Annotated in this window: 10 protein-coding genes; 7 read left to right on the top strand and 3 right to left on the bottom strand. The window is 55.7% G+C overall.

Annotated elements, in window-relative coordinates; genetic code table 11:
- The first annotated feature begins 7 nt into the window (after window positions 1-7).
- Window positions 8-823: a sugar phosphate isomerase/epimerase family protein gene (locus tag ABLO27_RS19695; RefSeq protein ID WP_353034972.1), complete on the top strand. Its 816-nt coding sequence runs from the start codon at window positions 8-10 to the stop codon at window positions 821-823.
- A 68-nt stretch (window positions 824-891) separates the two neighbouring features.
- On the opposite strand, the gene ABLO27_RS19690 is transcribed toward ABLO27_RS19695, so the two are convergent.
- On the bottom strand, window positions 892-1,773 hold the full coding sequence (locus ABLO27_RS19690; RefSeq protein ID WP_353034970.1) for a MipA/OmpV family protein: 882 nt from the start codon (window positions 1,771-1,773) through the stop codon (window positions 892-894).
- A 657-nt stretch (window positions 1,774-2,430) separates the two neighbouring features.
- Between ABLO27_RS19690 and ABLO27_RS19685 the strand changes: the two genes are divergently transcribed.
- From ABLO27_RS19685 to ABLO27_RS19660, 6 genes are all read left to right on the top strand, one after another.
- Window positions 2,431-3,729, top strand: a complete 1,299-nt coding sequence (locus ABLO27_RS19685) for a TolC family protein (protein WP_353034968.1) — start codon at window positions 2,431-2,433, stop codon at window positions 3,727-3,729.
- Between the two features lie 41 nt (window positions 3,730-3,770).
- Window positions 3,771-5,054 (top strand): efflux RND transporter periplasmic adaptor subunit, encoded by a 1,284-nt coding sequence (locus ABLO27_RS19680; protein ID WP_353034966.1) that lies wholly within the window; start codon window positions 3,771-3,773, stop codon window positions 5,052-5,054.
- Window positions 5,054-8,197: an efflux RND transporter permease subunit gene (locus tag ABLO27_RS19675; RefSeq protein ID WP_353034964.1), complete on the top strand. Its 3,144-nt coding sequence runs from the start codon at window positions 5,054-5,056 to the stop codon at window positions 8,195-8,197. Before ABLO27_RS19680 ends, ABLO27_RS19675 begins: the two co-directional genes overlap by 1 nt.
- Window positions 8,194-8,874, top strand: coding sequence for a response regulator transcription factor (locus ABLO27_RS19670; protein ID WP_353034962.1), 681 nt, complete (start codon window positions 8,194-8,196; stop codon window positions 8,872-8,874). Before ABLO27_RS19675 ends, ABLO27_RS19670 begins: the two co-directional genes overlap by 4 nt.
- Window positions 8,871-10,196, top strand: a complete 1,326-nt coding sequence (locus ABLO27_RS19665; RefSeq protein ID WP_353034960.1) for a sensor histidine kinase — start codon at window positions 8,871-8,873, stop codon at window positions 10,194-10,196. The genes ABLO27_RS19670 and ABLO27_RS19665 overlap by 4 nt, the downstream gene beginning before the upstream one ends.
- A gap of 286 nt (window positions 10,197-10,482) precedes the next feature.
- Window positions 10,483-12,048: a calcium-binding protein gene (locus tag ABLO27_RS19660; protein ID WP_353034958.1), complete on the top strand. Its 1,566-nt coding sequence runs from the start codon at window positions 10,483-10,485 to the stop codon at window positions 12,046-12,048.
- A gap of 128 nt (window positions 12,049-12,176) precedes the next feature.
- On the opposite strand, the gene ABLO27_RS19655 is transcribed toward ABLO27_RS19660, so the two are convergent.
- A complete protein-coding gene (locus ABLO27_RS19655) occupies window positions 12,177-12,893 on the bottom strand; it encodes a response regulator transcription factor (protein ID WP_353034957.1) in 717 nt (238 codons plus the stop codon).
- Window positions 12,890-16,360 carry a PAS domain-containing hybrid sensor histidine kinase/response regulator gene (locus ABLO27_RS19650; RefSeq protein ID WP_353034956.1) on the bottom strand — a complete coding sequence of 1,157 codons (3,471 nt, stop codon included), beginning with the start codon at window positions 16,358-16,360 and terminating at the stop codon, window positions 12,890-12,892. The genes ABLO27_RS19655 and ABLO27_RS19650 overlap by 4 nt, the downstream gene beginning before the upstream one ends.
- Window positions 16,361-16,469 lie beyond the last annotated feature (109 nt).

Here is a 16,469-nt window from a genome sequence, read left to right as displayed (position 1 = left end):
ACACGACATGAAGCGGGAAATTGGATGCTGCACCTGGATCTTTGGCGACGCGAGTCTGGAAGAAGTTGCGGACCGGGTAAGGCGTGCCGGTCTTGATGGCGTCGAACTGTTCGGTGCGGTTGATACAGTCGATCCGAAACAAGCTCTGGCGATTTTCCAGGAGCGTGATCTGAAGATCTTTTCAATCACACCCGGAGATGCCGATATTTCACATCCCGACAAGGATGTGAGAGGGCAGGCATTGGCCTATTACGACAGGCTGATGGATTGGGCAGTTCAGCTGGGAGGACCGCTCATCTCCTGCCACGGACAGGTAACGCGCATCAAGCCCGTTTCCACCCAGGCGGAAGAAGATGAGCTTCTTCTTGATGCCGTTCGTCAGATTTGTTCCTTTGCCGGGAAGCGCGATCTCAGCGTCGTTTACGAGATCCTGAACCGCTACGAAACGCACCAGGTCCGGACTGTTGCGGAAGGCCTGAACCTTTTGGAACAGGTTGGGGCGGCCAACCTGACATTGCTGCCGGACGCATATCACATGAACATTGAGGAAGCCGATCCGGCCGAAGCATTGCTGACCGGAGGCCGCAAGATCGGTCTCTATCATGCGGCTGACAGCAACCGTTGCGGTATCGGTCAGGGGCATACCGACTTTGCATCTCAGGTACGAGCGCTTGATGAGATCGGTTATGCCGGACCTGTCATAGTGGAGTGCAACGCACCCGGTCCCAATCCTTTCACTCCGGATAAGGGAGATGGGTTCCGCGATATCGTTGAGGCACAACTGGCTGCATCCGTCACAGCTCTGCGCGCACTCGGCAGCTAAACTGGATTAAGCAAAGAAGCTGCGGGCGTCTCAACGCCCGCAGCCAAGTTTCTGCTTGCCGAAGTTTTTCAGAATGTATAGGTGGCAAACAATCCTGCGTTGAATTGATTGGTGTCCCGGGTGATCGGGCTGTCAGCAGCGTCCCCGATCAGGCGCGTATAGCCGACATTCGTTCCCAGATTGATATGGTCGGTGAGTGGAACCACAAGCGTTGCATCACCTGTCACCGACTTGAAGCCCGCCGAGGCATCAAAGTCGGTCAGACCGGATTTGGCCGATTGCTGGGAGGAAACCCCGAAATAGCCATCCATGTAGTTTTCATCCGCCCAGGTTGTCGAAACACCAAGCAGAAGCGCAGGACCGCCCGGTCCGTCCTTGTTTGTTGAACTGGACCCGAAAATCGGACCGGTGCCGATAAAGAACGGTGTTTCCTTCAACAAGGGAGCAAGCGGAATAAAGGTCTGCAAACCCAGGTCGACCGTTGTGCCGTCCGCGCCACCAAAGACATGGGTGACTTTCGTCTCGGCTTTGATGAACTTGTACTCGTAGCTCAGGAAACCGCTGGTGCTGACGCCGGCATCGATATCGCCGAGGCCGCGAAGTTCGGAGCGGCTGTCACTTTCCTGACGGCCGCCATCATATCCAACCGAAGTTCCGACCACGAAACCCTTGTTCTGGTAAAGGTTGACGCCCAATCCGTCACCGGGGCTTAAAAAGATCGTGTCGTTCCAGTTAATCTCCACGAACGGGACCGGACTGACCGACGATTCTGCGGAGCCCTCATATTTGGGACCGTAGATCGCGCCTGCACCCAGGGTGACCGTCCAGTTTTCCTTTGTCAGGAACCCACCCTGCATAACCGTGGAAAAGACATCTTCTGCGAGCGCTGGCTGAGATGAGACTGCCAGCAAAAGAAGTCCGCAGGGGAACAGTTGTGAAAGACACTTCATGAAAAACAACTCCGGTGTGACACCTGGCAAAGATGGACAAAGAAGACCCGATTTCCGTCGGCCAGGCTTTCCGAAGGAGAGGTAGATCATTCCGGGTAATCGAAGGGTTATTCATTAACTTATTGAAAAATATGGGAAATGTATCTTCTTGGCGTTTCCCGATAACCCGTTGGCCGCATTGCGGCCATAATGCCGAGCGGTTTCGTCGTCTTTCGCTTTCTGTAAGGTCCCTGAATTCTGGCAAAGCGTAGAAAAGAAGAGTCTGGGCATTCAGGTATCTAAGACCTGCCCTTGCGAAGCAGTTGAGGCGAAATGGCATTCAAGTGATGTCGGCGCCCGGAAACTGACCGGTTGAAGCTTGAGGCAAGGCTCTTTCAGCGAGGCAAGGAGCAGACCCAAAGGCGGAACGAAGTTCAGAACTCTTCAGAACAATTTGATGGGGTTGCTGCCTGAGGTCAGGCTCATCTGAGTCTGACTGTCTTGAAAAAATGAATAATTGCAGTGATTTATACGTTAACCGTGGCATTACCCGACAAATGAGAAAGAAGGCGCGCTCAGAGTGTTCTGTAAGGCGTGTTCATGCGGGTATCGCACAAATTCTTATTTCTCCCTCTTCTCGGTCTGCTTGCCGGTTGTGTGTCGACGGCAGGTGAATTCTTGAAAGAAGAGCGACGAGAGGTTCTGGACGGGTTGCCCCAGCGCTGGAGCCAGTCGGATTCAGCTGCAGCGAACGATATCGGCAGCCTGATGGGGCTGGTCAGCGAACCTGCTGTCAGATCTTACGTTGATACGGTTCTGGCAGAAAACATCCAGCTGAAGCAGTCCGTGATTGATCTGCGGTCGGCGGAGTTTGCTCGTGTGGGCGCAAGCAGCGCCCTGTGGCCATCTGTCGACGGTGCCTCCTCTGCCAGGCGTCAGCGGGTGAAAACAGGTCGAACCGGAGACTATTCCAACAGCTTCGACCTGTCGGCCACTCTGAACTGGGAAGTCGACTTGTGGGGCAGGTTGGCGGATGCACAGAGCGCTGCCTATTCGGATCAGGATGCCGCTGCTCAGGATCTTCAAGCCGCCCGTTTGTCCACCGCGGGGCGGGCGATGAGGGACTGGATCCAGCTGGTTACGCTCAACCGTCTGATACAACTGGATAATTCCAGAATATCCAGTCTCAAGAGAACCGAAGACATCATTTCGGAACAGTTCACACGTGGCCTCGGATCTCTAGGGGATCTGGAAGGTGCGCGCGCGTCGACCGAGAGCTCCAGAGCGAACCTGACAGATCGCAAGCTTCAACGCGACCAACTTGTTCGCAACATGGAGGTCTTCGCCGGGCAGTTTCCGAGTTCCAGACTCAAGGCCTCTGGAAAACTGCCGACAGTCAAACTTCCCAAGAGTGGCTTTCCATTGGCAACGATCGGCAGGCGTCCAGACCTGTTGGCGGCCTATGCCAGAGCCCGGGCCGCGGATTATCGAACTTCTGCGGCCTATAAGGAATTGCTGCCGAAGTTTGCGATCAATTTCACCTTGAGTGATCAAGCTTCGGACCTTTCCGATTTGCTGCAAGGCGGTCCGGCATGGTCGCTGCTGGGCAACTTGACCGCGCCGCTTTTCGACGCCGGTGCGCGTAAAGCCACGGCCAAGGAGCAGGATCTGGCTGCGGCCAATGCCTGGCTGGACTATCGGGATGCTCTTTTGACGACGGTGCTTGAAGTGGAAAACGCCCTGAATGCGGAGTTTTCACTCAGGAAACGACAGGGACAATTGGCCCGCGCATATGAGCATGCCCAGGAAAATTACCGCCAGTTCGAGCGCCGTTATCGGGACGGCCTGACCGATATCGTTACGCTGCTGACAGCGGAACGTGCAGCTTTCGATGCGCATCAGGCACTTTTTCAGGTTCAGCAGGAATGGTTGCAAAACCGGATCAATCTAGCCCTTGCCCTTGGCATCGGGCTGTGAGGCGAAACCAGTTCAGTTCGCGGTTCAAGACAGGAAAAGCCATGTCAATAAAATCCGTTCTAGGCATTCGTACCAGTCATTTGGCGGTCCTTCTGGCGTGCATCGAGGCAATCTCCGTATTCGGTTTGCCCGGGGAGTGTTGGCCGAAGAACGCATTCAGCTTTGCTTTCGTCTCCCCTTCCTTTGCGCAAGAGGAAACGGCAACCCCATCAGAAGATGAAATGCCTGTTCGGGAAGATGAAAGGGCCTTTCCGCTTGTCCGGGTGACGTCTGTTTCCGCAACCCGGGAAAGTGCCGAAGTAACCGGATACGGCATTGCCAGGGCGCACTACCGGCAGACACCTGTTGCCGAAGTTGCCGGCCAGGTGAAGTTCTTGTCGGATCGCTTCGAGCCAGGACAGAAGGTCAGGCAAGGCGAAGTCCTTCTGGAGCTGGAAGATGTCGCATACCGGTCTGCTGTGGCGACAGCCCGGCAGAATCTGATGCAGGCAGAACTGACGCTGCTTGAAGAACAGCAGCGCGCGGAACAGGCCAAGCAGGATTGGGAGCGCTCGAAACTGGGTGAAAATCCTGCTTCCGAACTTGTTCTTCGCAAGCCTCAGATGGAAGTTGAAGCTGCCAAGGTTGAAGCAGCACGAGCGGAACTGGAACTGGCTGAGAGCAATCTTGCCAAAACGCGGATTGTTGCTCCGTTTGATGCAATGATCATTTCCCGTTCCGTGACGCCGTCTGCTTTCGTGTCCGCAGGAACAGCCGTGGGAGAGCTTTATTCACTCGACAGATTCGATTTCTCCATCCCGCTTTCTGCCAAGCAGTGGCAATCGCTCCGGCGGGATCCGGGAGCGCTTGACTTCGGTTCGCTGAGTGCACGGATCCTGCTGGATGGTGGCACCGCTCTTTCCGCTGACGTCGAAGGTGAAGACGCGCTTGTTGACGAAAGCACAAGACAGCGTTCACTCAGGCTGAGCATTCGCGATGCAAATGCGGTTCCCGGCAACCTCAAACCTGGAAGCTTCGCATCGGTTCTCATCAGTTCAAATGCTGTGCAGGATGTTCTTCTGGTCCCGGCAGAAGTGGTTACGCCAAACGGGTTTCTGTGGTCGGTCTCACCAGACAATCTTCTTGTCCGTCATTCGGTCACTCCTGCCTTCAGGAAAGGGGAGCTGGTCGCAATCCCCAGGGATCAGTTGAAGGACGTGACGAGCCTCCGCGTCGTTATGAGCCCGCTCGCAGATTATCTGCCAGGACAGAGAGTTGAGCCAAGGGAAGCAACTGAAGCCACCGGAGACGTCGTTCTCTCCTCAATCGAAAAGGGAGACCTGTAATGTCCGGCAAGGGACCAGATGATGGTGGTTGGATTGCCTGGTTCGTCCGCAATCCGGTTGCCGCCAACCTTCTGATGATCTTCATTCTTCTTTTGGGTGGGATGAGTTTTCTGTCGATCCGTACGGAAGGGTTTCCAAGCCAACCCCCACGCTCGGTATCCATTTCCGTTTCTTATGACAGTGGTTCGGCCTTTGAGACGGAGAGGGGCGTCACCGCCAAGATCGAACGCGCGCTCAAGGGGCTGGAAGGGGTCAAGGAAGTTACAAGCACGTCCTCTTCCTCGCTGTCTTCCATATCCATCGAAATGATCAGCGGCTACAACCTCGACAAGTTGCTAACCGACGTCAAAAACCGGGTGGACGGTGTCACGCTTCCCGCAGAAGCAGAGACTCCCGTCGTTACCCGCGAACTGGACATCGAGGAGATCGCGTTTCTGAACATCTACGGAAATGTCGATCATGATGTTCTGAAGCGGGTCGCGCGCAGGATCCGGGACCGGATCCTGGCTGATCCGGCAATCCCCAGTGTCACGATCCTTGGAGAGTTGACGCCGGAAGTCTCCATCGAGATCGATCAGGAAACCTTGCGGCGATATCAGGTATCCTTCGCGGATGTGGTCAATGTGGTCGCCACGTCTTCGGTAACGGAGGAACAGGGGCTCCTCAAAAGCGAAAACGGCCGTATCGTTGTGAAGGCCGACGCCCAAGGCACATCGCTCCGGGATTTCGAGACGATTGAACTCATCAGCGGTCGGGACGGCCAGCGCGTCAGGCTGGGAGAAATTGCGACGGTCCGGGACGGGTTCACAGACGAGCGCCAAGTGTACCGGTTCAATGGCGAGCCTGCGATCCGGCTGACGATGGAGATGATCGGAAAAGCCGACCTTGTCCATGCTGCGGGGCGGGTGCGCGAAGTGGTTGACGAAATCCGGGCGGAAACCTGGCTGCCCCTGGAAATCAAGCTTTCGCTCTGGAATGACAAGAGCGTTTTCATAAACGACCGGCTTTCACTGATGGCGAAAAACGGCCTGATGGGAATGGCGCTTGTCCTGCTCGTTCTTGCCTTGTTTCTGGACATACGAACTGCCTTCTGGGTGTCGCTCGGCCTGCCGATTTCCTTTGCCGGCGCATTGATCCTGATGGGAGACAGCATCTGGGGTCTGACCCTGAACGAAATCACCACATTCGGTTTCATCATCGCACTCGGAATTGTCGTCGATGATGCAATCATCGTTGCGGAAAGCGTTCATGCGGAAAAGGAGAAACATGGAGCCTCGGTGCAAAGCGTCATTCGAGGCGTCAAAAAAGTGGCGGTCCCGGCAGTCTTCGGTGTCTTGACGACGATTGCCGCTTTTTTTCCGATCACGCTTGTGCCCGGAAGGCTTGCTGAAATCTTTGCTCTGTTCGCCTGGGTGGTGATCTTCAGCCTGCTGTTCTCCATCATTGAATCCAAGCTCATCCTTCCTGCGCACCTGGCGCATGCTCGTGAGCGACCGCCAAGCAAGAACTTTATGGCACGCGGTGTGCGAGGTCTGCACAAGGCAATTGGCGATGGCCTGAAATTCGTCACGCAAAGGGTCTACAGGCCGACATTGAGAGTTGTCCTTCGATTGCGATATCTGGCATTGATTGTTGCTGCCGGCTGTTTTGCGGCATCTCTATGGACAGTGCAGTCAGGGCTGGTGCGTACGGTTTTCTTTCCCGACATTCCAAGTGAATTGCTGACAATCAGGTATGTTGCAAAGTCCGACCTCGGCTATGGCACCATTTTCGCGGAAGCCCTGCGCATCGAAGAGGCAGGTTGGCGTGTGAATGACACGTTGGCGATGGACGAAGCGACCAGCATTCCGCCGATTGCCAGCATCGAGACCAGCGCCGGTGAAAACGGCGATGTCACGATTGTCGTCGCCTTGCGCCCCGAGGCGAAGGATATCTATCCGTTGAGGCGCATTGCCGACCTCTGGAGAAAGGAACTCGGAAGCGTTGAAGGTGTGCAGAGCCTTGAATTCACGACCGATGATTTTGACGATCCTGAGTTCGGAGTGGATCTCATTCTCGATGATCCCGACCGTCTGATCGCCGCAAGCCGGCAGGCAAGAGATCGTGTGGCGGAATTGCCGGGCGTCCTGTCCGCGACCAACAGCTTTCAGGCAGCCCGCAGCCGTGTCCGTGTCGAACTGAACGATCGGGGCAGGGCGCTTGGTCTCTCCACTTCAGCGGTCGCAGCCCAACTCGCGAGCGCTCTCAATGGCGCCGAGGTCCAGAGGTTCCAGCGGTCCGAGGAAGAGGTGAAAGTACGCGTTCGTCTGCCCTTTGAGGACAGACGAACCCTCACGGACCTCGAGGCTATGTATATCCGGCTTGCCGATGGCAATCTTGTACCCCTGTCCGATGTCGCTCGGCTGCGGACCGACTTTACTGTTGACGAAGTCAAGCGTTTTGACAGCAAACGTGTTGCCTCGCTGACTGCGGATGTCGACAATGCAACCGCGACTGGCGAGGATCTGAAGGTCATATTCGACGGCGAGATTCTCCCCGAACTCAAGCGCGAGTTTCCTTCGCTGACCATCCGCTACACCGGTGATCTGGAGCAGCAGGAAGAGGCGATGGGTGGTCTGTTCCAGGCGTTTATCATCACCCTGGTCGCGATCTACGGATTGCTGGCTGTTCCCTTGCGATCCTACAGCCAGCCGTTCATCGTCATGGCCGCCATACCCTTCGGCATTGTGGGTGCGATCCTGGGGCATTTGATCAACGATCTGCCCATAAGTATTCTGTCGATCAACGGCATTCTTGCGCTCTGCGGCGTTGTCGTGAATGACAGTCTTCTGCTTGTGTCCACGGCGAACACCAACAGGGCAGAGGGAATGGACAGGATAGAATCGCTGCTTAATGCCGGTTGCACAAGAATGAGAGCAGTCCTTTTGACAAGCGCCACAACGTTTTGCGGTCTTGCACCGCTGATCACGGAAACCTCCGAACAGGCACAATTCCTCATTCCGGCGGCCGTTTCGCTCGGCTATGGCATCCTGTTCGCAACGGTCATCACGCTTGTTCTGATCCCGACGTTCCTTCTGATCAGGGATGATATTTTCAGACTGGCCGGGTACCTGTTCACGCCACGCCGGCAGGAGGCCCTATGAACAAGGATCCGTTGCTGGTGCTGCTGGTCGAGGATGACATGGATCTGGCAGCAACCGTTGCCGACTATCTGGCACTTGAAGACATCGATTGTGACCACGCCTATAACGGTCAGGCGGGCATCGAAGCGGCTACGAACAACAGATATGACGTTGTGCTTCTCGATCTTGCCTTGCCCAATATCGACGGGTTGACCGTTTGCCAGACATTGCGTCGAAGTGGCCTGAATTGCCCGATCCTCATGCTGACGGCAAGAGACACGCTGTCCGACAAGGTCGCCGGATTTGAAGCGGGAACAGACGATTATCTGGTCAAGCCGTTTGCGTTTGAAGAGCTGGTTGTCCGCATAAGGGCGCTTGTCAGGCGCAAGACCGGCTGGGATCAGAACCTTGCAATCGGCGATTTGCAGATCGACTTCAGCGAACGCAAGGCCAGGCGGGCAGGGCGTGCGCTCCGTCTGACGCCGACCGGCTGGACACTTCTGGAAACGCTGTCGCGTAACAGCCCCTCAGTTGTAACGCGGGAGCAGCTGGAAAGAGCTGTCTGGGGAGATGACGTTCCGGACAGCAACAGCCTCAAAGTGCATCTTTACAAGTTGCGGCGGCAGATACAGCGTCCGCACGAAAGCAAGCTTCTGTATACGGTCAGCGGCGCCGGGTTTGTTCTCAGGGAGACATGATGGTTCGTGCATTGAAACGCCTTTTTTCCTTCGGCGAGAACACGATCCGGCGAGACATCCGGTTGTTTTCACTCTGTCTGGCAGCGCTTGTTGTCGTGACCTACAGCTTCTTGCTGGTCTACTATTTCTTTTCCGGCCTGGAGGGCGCCAGCTCCTACCAGTTGCGCGTGATGGCAACCAGTTATGCCGAAGGACTTGCGAAAGACCCTGACATTCCGAGGTCCTTTGCCAATATCGAAATGTACTTCGAGTACGACGAGTTGCCTGAAAAGGTGAAGGAGATGTTCCCCGCTTCGACAATCGAGCTTGGAGAGCTGGAATCGGAGATCGAGGAAACCGAAGAAAATGACAACGACATTCTCTACCTCCTGCTGCTCAGTGCGCTTACCGACGGAAGTGATCTGTTTCTCGTCCAGACAATCAATCTGGATGAACCGGACTGGTTGAACGTCGAACCTTTCCTGCAAGAGCATTTGGGACTTGTGGTGCTGCTGGTCGGCCTCTCGTTCCTTGTTGTGACCTACATACTTGTCTGGATTCTTGCGAGAAAAGTCGTCACTCCGGTCCAAAAACTCCAGAACTGGGCGGATTCGCTCGGAGACAATCCTGGTTCCGTCCAGCTGCCGGATTTTAAGTATCGTGAACTCAATACGGTGGCGGCACGCCTGGCGATGTCAATCGAACGGATCTCGGGATTTGTCGAACGTGAGGCGACCTTTCTGCGGCATGCTAGCCATGAGCTGCGCACTCCGATCGCGATCATTTCAGGAAATGCAGCTTTGCTTGCGAGAAAGGAAGAGCAAAGTGCGGATCGCGTCGCGGTCGAACGCATACAGCGAGCAAGCCACTCCATGCAGCAACTCGTCGACACCCTGCTGTGGCTTGGCCGGGAAAACGACCCGGCTCCGGAACTCAAGGCGATCGAGCTGGCTGCGGTGACAGATGAACTGATTGATGAACTTGGATATCTCATAGGCAGCAAATCGATTTCGGTGGTCAAGGATCTCGACCACTCGTCCCTGGAGTTGCCTGAGTTCCCGACGAAGATCGTCCTGTCCAACATGCTCAGGAATGCGTTCCAACACACAGCTGCCGGAACGATCCTGATTACGGCACGTGAGGGGTCTGTTCGTGTTCTCAACGTCGATACGACGCTGCAGGATGCGGGGGAAGAACCCGCCGGAGAACTCGAACATGGGATCGGCCTGTCGCTTGTGAGCCGGATTGCGCAGCGTCTTGATTGGGATTTTTCCATCGAGCGGACGGGCAATGAGACCCGGGCATTGTTGAGATTTGCCCCCTCCGAAGACAGTCCGCGCTGACATTCAACCATCACCTTTCGGACGAGGTTCTTCCGACAGACTGAGTTTGTCGCGCGGCGTTTATGGAACTGCGGCAGCTGCGTATCCGTTGTGTATCAAGCTTGTCGATTAATGCAGCCTCCGGGTTTGGGCCGACACAATTCTTACAGTTCTCACGTCCGCGTGAAGTTGGGCTGATACCTGAAAACCCGATTATCTGCATAGTGGGCTCACAGGTGCGCGTTGCGGCCTGAAGATGATCGCGCTTGCAATTTTTCTGCTGTAAGGCGCTGGAAGGACAGCATTAATGGCATTCTCATTTCTCAAATCGGTTTCCAGAACCCCTGCATGGAAAACGATCTCCAATACACGGGATACCGGCCGGCGTGCAGATGATGGCGACGCGTCCGATACCGAAATCGCACCTCTTGCTTCCCTTGAGGCGAGCAGCGGTTCGACGACCCGTTCCTCGCATCGCGTAGAGCTGGAACAGTCCAGCAATGGCGAGGCGGGAAGCAGATTTGCTCCGAGCCGAAAAGAGCAGGGCGGTCGTGATGACGACGATCGGCGTGAAGGAAGGGAAGAAGCGGAGGAGCGTTCCGGGAACGGCTTTGAGTTGATGGAATTTTCCTGGTCCGGTCGTGGTGGTTTTATTGGAAAGCTGCTGGCAGGTGTCTCTCAAGGAGGGCTGGGTGCTCTTCTCGATGTTGAACCTGTAAGCTTCTGGATCGATTGGTCCGGCACGGATTATTACGTCGGAAACGACGGTAAAAACATCGCCAATGGTCTCGGCGGAAATGACTATATCGAACTTCGGAAGGGCGATGATACTGCCTATGGCGGCAGTGGCAACGACTTCATTCACGGTGGCCGTGGGGACGACAGGCTTTATGGCAATTCTGGAAGGGATGTTCTGGTTGGTGACCAGGGTAACGACTTCCTGGACGGTGGCTCAGGCGATGATCATTTGATTGGTCATGCTGACGACGATCGTCTCTGGGGTCAGGATGGAGATGACCGGCTTGAAGGCGGCGAAGGCGACGACCAGCTGTATGGCGGCGCAGGCGACGACCATATGGAAGGTGGGGATGGCCGTGACCTGATGCGGGGGCAGGAAGGTTCGGACATCATTTTTGGCGGCGACGGCAATGACCAGTTGTTTGGTGGCGACGGGAACGACATCCTTCTCGGTGGCGGCGGTGATGACCATATCTATGGCGGAAACGGGAATGACGCGCTTGTAGGAGAAGCCGGCGACGATGGCATGGTTGGCGGTGCCGGCAACGACAAGATGACAGGTGGCAGCGGTGACGACCGGCTTCATGGTGGGCTTGGCGACGACCATCTGAATGGCGGAAGCGACAATGACTGGCTGTGGGGTGAAGCCGGCAACGACAAGCTCTTTGGTGACAGCGGCCGCGATATCATGCGTGGTGGTGAAGGCAACGATGAACTCTTCGGCGGCAGTGGCAACGACTACCTTCAGGGTGGTTCCGGACATGACCACATCACGGGTGGAACCAACGGTGACGGAGATGTCGGCGACTACATGCTCGGCGGGGCCGGTTATGACATCTTCTATTTCAAGGCCGGAGACAGTGGCGGTTCGTCAAGTGCCATCGATGTGATTGAAGACTACGGCAACGGTGGTGACCTGCTTGTTGTGGAAGGCTTTTTTGCGAACTTCCTCGGAGAGCAGTCCGGTTTTTCCGATGTGGAAGGGGCCGAGGCTTACTTCGAACATGCCCAACATGAGGAATATGGTGACGTTACCTATGTCCACGTGCGCGATGGTGAGGGCCTTGAGAGCGACCTGACTTTCTCGCTCCTCGGGCATCATGCACTCACACAGAACGATCTTTTCATCATCTGACAAATCCGGCAGGACGAGGCGGCAGGTTTCCTGCCGTCCTTGCCCTTTGCCAACCCAGCTATCCGGCGGTTGATGTAGAGCTGCTGGGGGTGAGCCTTCCAGCTCCCACGATTAATCCCCAAGCGCCGCTATTCAAAAACGTAACCAATTCCGCGAACAGTTCTTATCGTTTCGGGTTTTGTGGGATTGGGTTCGATCTTTCTCCTCAGTCGGGAGATCCGTAAATCAATGGAGCGGTCGAAAGGTTCCCAGCCCTTGTTGTGTGCCTGTTCAAGCAGCTGGTCGCGATTGAGAACCCTGCCGCGATTTTCGGCAAATACCTTGAGCAGGCTGTATTCCATGGCGGTTATCGCAATCTCGCCGCCGTCGTCGCCAAAGAGTCTTGCACCATCGAGATCCAGGCGGCAGTTGCCGAAGGCGATCGTGCCGTTCAGTTTTTCTTTTTGTTCAACTTGCCGGTCAATCGAGGCCTGTCGGCGCAATGCGGCCTTTATGCGGGCTTCGAGTTCGCGCAGGTCAACCGGTTTGCCGACATAATCGTCGGCCCCCATTTCCAGCCCGATGACCCTGTCGATCACTTCGCTTGCAGCCGTGAGCATGATGACTGGAACCTCCGACGACGTTCGCAACTCTCGCAAGGCGGTCAGGCCGTCGGTTCCGGGCATGTTGATGTCCAGAATGATGAGATCCGGTACCTCGATCTCCAGCTTGATCTTCAGTTCGGTAGCGTTCGGCGCTTCGGAAACACGGTAACCGCGCTCGCTCAGGTATTCGGCAACCATTTCCCTCAAATGAGGTTCGTCATCGCAAACCAGAATGTTTTTCAGCTGCTCTCCAGTGTTCATGGCTTGGTATCTCCGGCGCCTAACTGCTTGATCAATGTCTCCAGCTCCTTTCCCGAGATCGGTTTTTCGATGAAGGGACGTTTGCTTTGAGACAGGAATTGCGTGACATCCTTGCCCATGGAATCGCCGGTCACAAAGCCGATCCGCTCGGTGTAACCAGGCAACCTTTGCAGCAAGATGTCGTAAAACTCTTCACCGTTCATTCCGGGCATCTTGAAGTCGCTGATAATCATGTCGAACGCATTGATGGACAGTTCCTCAAGGGCCTGTCTTGCGTTTGTGCACAAGGTGGTCCGGCAGCCAAGGTCCTCCAAAAGGTCCCGAATGAGCTCTCCCACGTCAGCTTCATCATCGACCACAAGAACATTCTGCTTTTTCAAGGAGACATCTTTTTCGGAGCGTTTGGGCAGATGCCTATCCTCGGACCTGTCCGCACGGAGCCTGACGAAGAAACTTGTTCCGGAACGGGGGCTGGAAGAAACTTCCAGAACACCGCCATGGGTGTCGATGATCCTGTGGCAGAACGCCAAGCCGACACCCGTGCCCTGACCCACATCCTTGGTGGTGAAGAAGGGTTCGAAAATCCTGGCCTGTATGGTCTTGTCGATCCCGGGACCATTGTCATGGATCTCGATGACGGAGTGATCGCTGTCGTCATCGCAATAGGAGCGGATGGTCAGGATGCCCTTTTCCCTTTGCGGCGCCAGGGCCTGCTCGGCATTGACGAGCAGGTTGGTGAAGACCTGTATCAGTTGATCGCCATCTCCGGAAACCAGCGGCAATTTATCGTCCAGGTCGGTGTGGAGCTGTGTACCGTTGGCTCTCAGGCCATAGCCGCCAACCTCCAGTGCAACCGACACGATTTCGTTCAGAGAACATTGTTCTATCTTTGCCGGCTTTTGCCGCGCCATTGCCAGGAAGGTCTTGACGATTTTGGCGCTTCTGTTCGCCGCCTGGGCAATGCGGTCTACCCTTTTGGAAAGAACTGGATCATCAAGTTTCCCTTCGAGCATCTGCGCGTATCCGACGACGATCGAAAGTGGATTGTTGAGCTCGTGCGAAACTCCGGCCAGCAGTTCACCCAACGCAGAGAGTTTTTCGTTCTGGTGGGCTTTTTCGCGTTGCTTCTCCAGTTCCGCCTGCATCGCAAGTTGTTCGGAAATGTCTCTGGTTGAAGAAACAATGACGTCTTCACCCTTGTAGTCCGTGACGCGCGCGGCCGTCAGACCCTGCATAACAGAACCATCCGCGCGCCGGAACTGGACGCGGTAGTCGTCCAGAGACCCGGTGGGCAGCAATGCTTGAAGGTATCTTTCCCGGTCTTCCGGTGTCAGGAAGAAGCTCAAGGTGGTCTCGATGTTGCCAAACCGTTCGCGCGAAGCGGGCGGGCAATAGATGATCTTGCCGTCCTCGATCCTGGAGACGAGGAAATTCGCCGGACAGGCTTCAACGATCTTGCGCAGGAGCATGTCCGCCTCGCGCTGTTCTTCTTCTGCCCGCCTCTGTTCCGTGATGTCGTTGAAGGATACGAGGTAGCCATCCAGTTCTGTCTGGTGCGCCGAAGCAAGCAATATGCCGCCGCTGCCAAGCTTTACGGCCTCGCGTTTCCTGTAGGAGCGAATGAGCATCACGAGCTCATCCATGAATTGCTTCTTGCTGATTTTTTCCGGAACCAGCAGCACGTCAGCCTCGATCAGCCGGTCCATCATCTCAACGACATTTTCACCGGCCTTGGGCGAGCGCAGGCCGTGAAAGAAAATGCTGTGCCATTTGCGATTGCCCATGACGAAGTTGAGATCGGGGTCAAACAGAACCAGGCCTTCATCAAGTGACTGGATCGCATCGTTGAGCATCTCGAGACTGCGAGCTTCAGCTCGTTTGAGGGCGGTTGTGTCGGTGACGACGACGACCCGGCCGTTGTCCTGCGTCACCGCCCGCTCCACCAGGTAGTGCCGTCCGTCCTTGAAGCTGACCTCCATCGGTTCCAGAGAGGCACGCTGTTCGAGAATGGCTTTTGAAAAGGCGGAAGCGGCATCGTCGCCGACCGGAATTCCGAGCACCGTCGCAATGTTGGGCGACAGGGTGGAAATTCTCTCTTCGTCGGTAAGCTTCAGCAATTCCTCGGGCGACAATCTGAACGGTCCTGAAAAAGCCTCGTTGCAATGTGTGAAACGGCCGTCGGCGCCCTCGATTGCAACTCCCACAGGCAGCCTTGCAACGGCGTCGGTAAACAGGCGTTCTGCCTTTAGTTGCTCTGTCACGTCTTCAATGGTGAGCAATCTGCCCTGCAATGCGGTTTCATAGACATTGCCGACCAGTTCCCTGCCGTGGTTGTTCGGAACCGAAAATCCCTTTGCCGACTGCCTGATCAACCGGTCGAGCTCATTGAGCAGCTCGTCTTTGGGAGTCCAGACCGGCAGCGGAAACAGACCTGCGTCGATTGCCCGCGAATGTATTTCCCGCATCGTGTGACCGGGGACGAGAAAACTGTTGTTGGGGTCTGCAAGCTCACGGAATTTCTGGTTGGCGAAAACCAGTTTGTCGTCATCGTCGACCAGGGCAATGCCGATATCGACCGCTTCGATGGCATGATTGAGTAACTGGCGGGCCCGGGCCTGGGTCGTGCGCTGTTCCGTGACATCGAGCACCGTTGCAACGACACCGCCGTCGCCGAGCTTGACGAGTGTGATGACCTTTTGCGAGCCGTCAGCGACACTGATTTCAACTTCCAGAGCGCCTCGGGTGTCGAGTGCCTTGAAGATCCCTGGCAACCCACCTTCCGGGCCCCTGGTGATCGAGACCTGCCCCGATCCGACAGCCTTGCCAATGACTTCGCTCATTGGTGTGCCGGGTTTCAGAACATCCTTGTGAGGGCCGAGCATCTCTGCGTAGCGCGTGTTGGCAAACACCAGGCGCTTGTCCTGGTCGTAAAGGACAAATCCTTCGTTGAGTGCTTCGACCGCATCTCTCAGTCGTGCGTTTGCACGGCTGTTTTCCCACAGTGGATCGCTGGTCTCGCTCTGCCCACCGGCCGCCTCCTCATGGTTTGTCACGTCTTGCACCGTGACCAGGGTTCGTCCCTTGCCGGTTTTTCTGGAAGACAATCTGACCATGCGCCCATCGTTTCGGATGAGCTTCACCGCTTCCTCACCGGAACGGATGGTTTTCAGAATGGTTTGGGTTGCTGCGGCCGGCGTCGTTTCTTCCGGAAGGACAAAAACGTCACCTTGAGCCATGTGATGAAAAAGTGCGTCAGCGGATTGCTTTATCTGCGGCCGGGAATCCGTGGGGAACCAGGCCAGTTCCAGAAATCGATCGTTGCACAGGAGAAAACGCAATTCGGGATCAAGGAGCAACCAGCCATCCGGTAGAGCTCCGGTCACATCCTCCAGCAACTCAAGCGTCGACTCTTCGTTTGTTACATCGACATTCTGATCGTCCGAAGTGCCCTTGCCTTCGTAAACCATCTGGTTCCACCCGCCTGTCCCGGCCGCGGCCGGGCAAATTGAATGCACATAAAGCTGAAAATTATCAGTTCAGCGTTTCTGAATGTATCAATTGTATCAGCCAGGCAAA

The organism is Roseibium sp. SCP15, from assembly GCF_040329435.1.
Lineage (GTDB): Bacteria > Pseudomonadota > Alphaproteobacteria > Rhizobiales > Stappiaceae > Roseibium.
This window is presented reverse-complemented; position numbering and strand designations above follow the sequence as displayed.

Bases quoted from the DNA above. Each gene is read 5' to 3' on its own strand.
- ABLO27_RS19695 (WP_353034972.1), top strand. From the start codon at position 8: ATGAAGCGGGAAATTGGATGCTGCACCTGGATCTTTGGCGACGCGAGT.
- ABLO27_RS19690 (WP_353034970.1), bottom strand. From the start codon at position 1,773: ATGAAGTGTCTTTCACAACTGTTCCCCTGCGGACTTCTTTTGCTGGCA.
- ABLO27_RS19680 (WP_353034966.1), top strand. From the start codon at position 3,771: ATGTCAATAAAATCCGTTCTAGGCATTCGTACCAGTCATTTGGCGGTC.
- ABLO27_RS19675 (WP_353034964.1), top strand. From the start codon at position 5,054: ATGTCCGGCAAGGGACCAGATGATGGTGGTTGGATTGCCTGGTTCGTC.
- ABLO27_RS19670 (WP_353034962.1), top strand. From the start codon at position 8,194: ATGAACAAGGATCCGTTGCTGGTGCTGCTGGTCGAGGATGACATGGAT.
- ABLO27_RS19665 (WP_353034960.1), top strand. From the start codon at position 8,871: ATGATGGTTCGTGCATTGAAACGCCTTTTTTCCTTCGGCGAGAACACG.
- ABLO27_RS19660 (WP_353034958.1), top strand. From the start codon at position 10,483: ATGGCATTCTCATTTCTCAAATCGGTTTCCAGAACCCCTGCATGGAAA.
- ABLO27_RS19655 (WP_353034957.1), bottom strand. From the start codon at position 12,893: ATGAACACTGGAGAGCAGCTGAAAAACATTCTGGTTTGCGATGACGAA.
- ABLO27_RS19650 (WP_353034956.1), bottom strand. From the start codon at position 16,360: ATGGTTTACGAAGGCAAGGGCACTTCGGACGATCAGAATGTCGATGTA.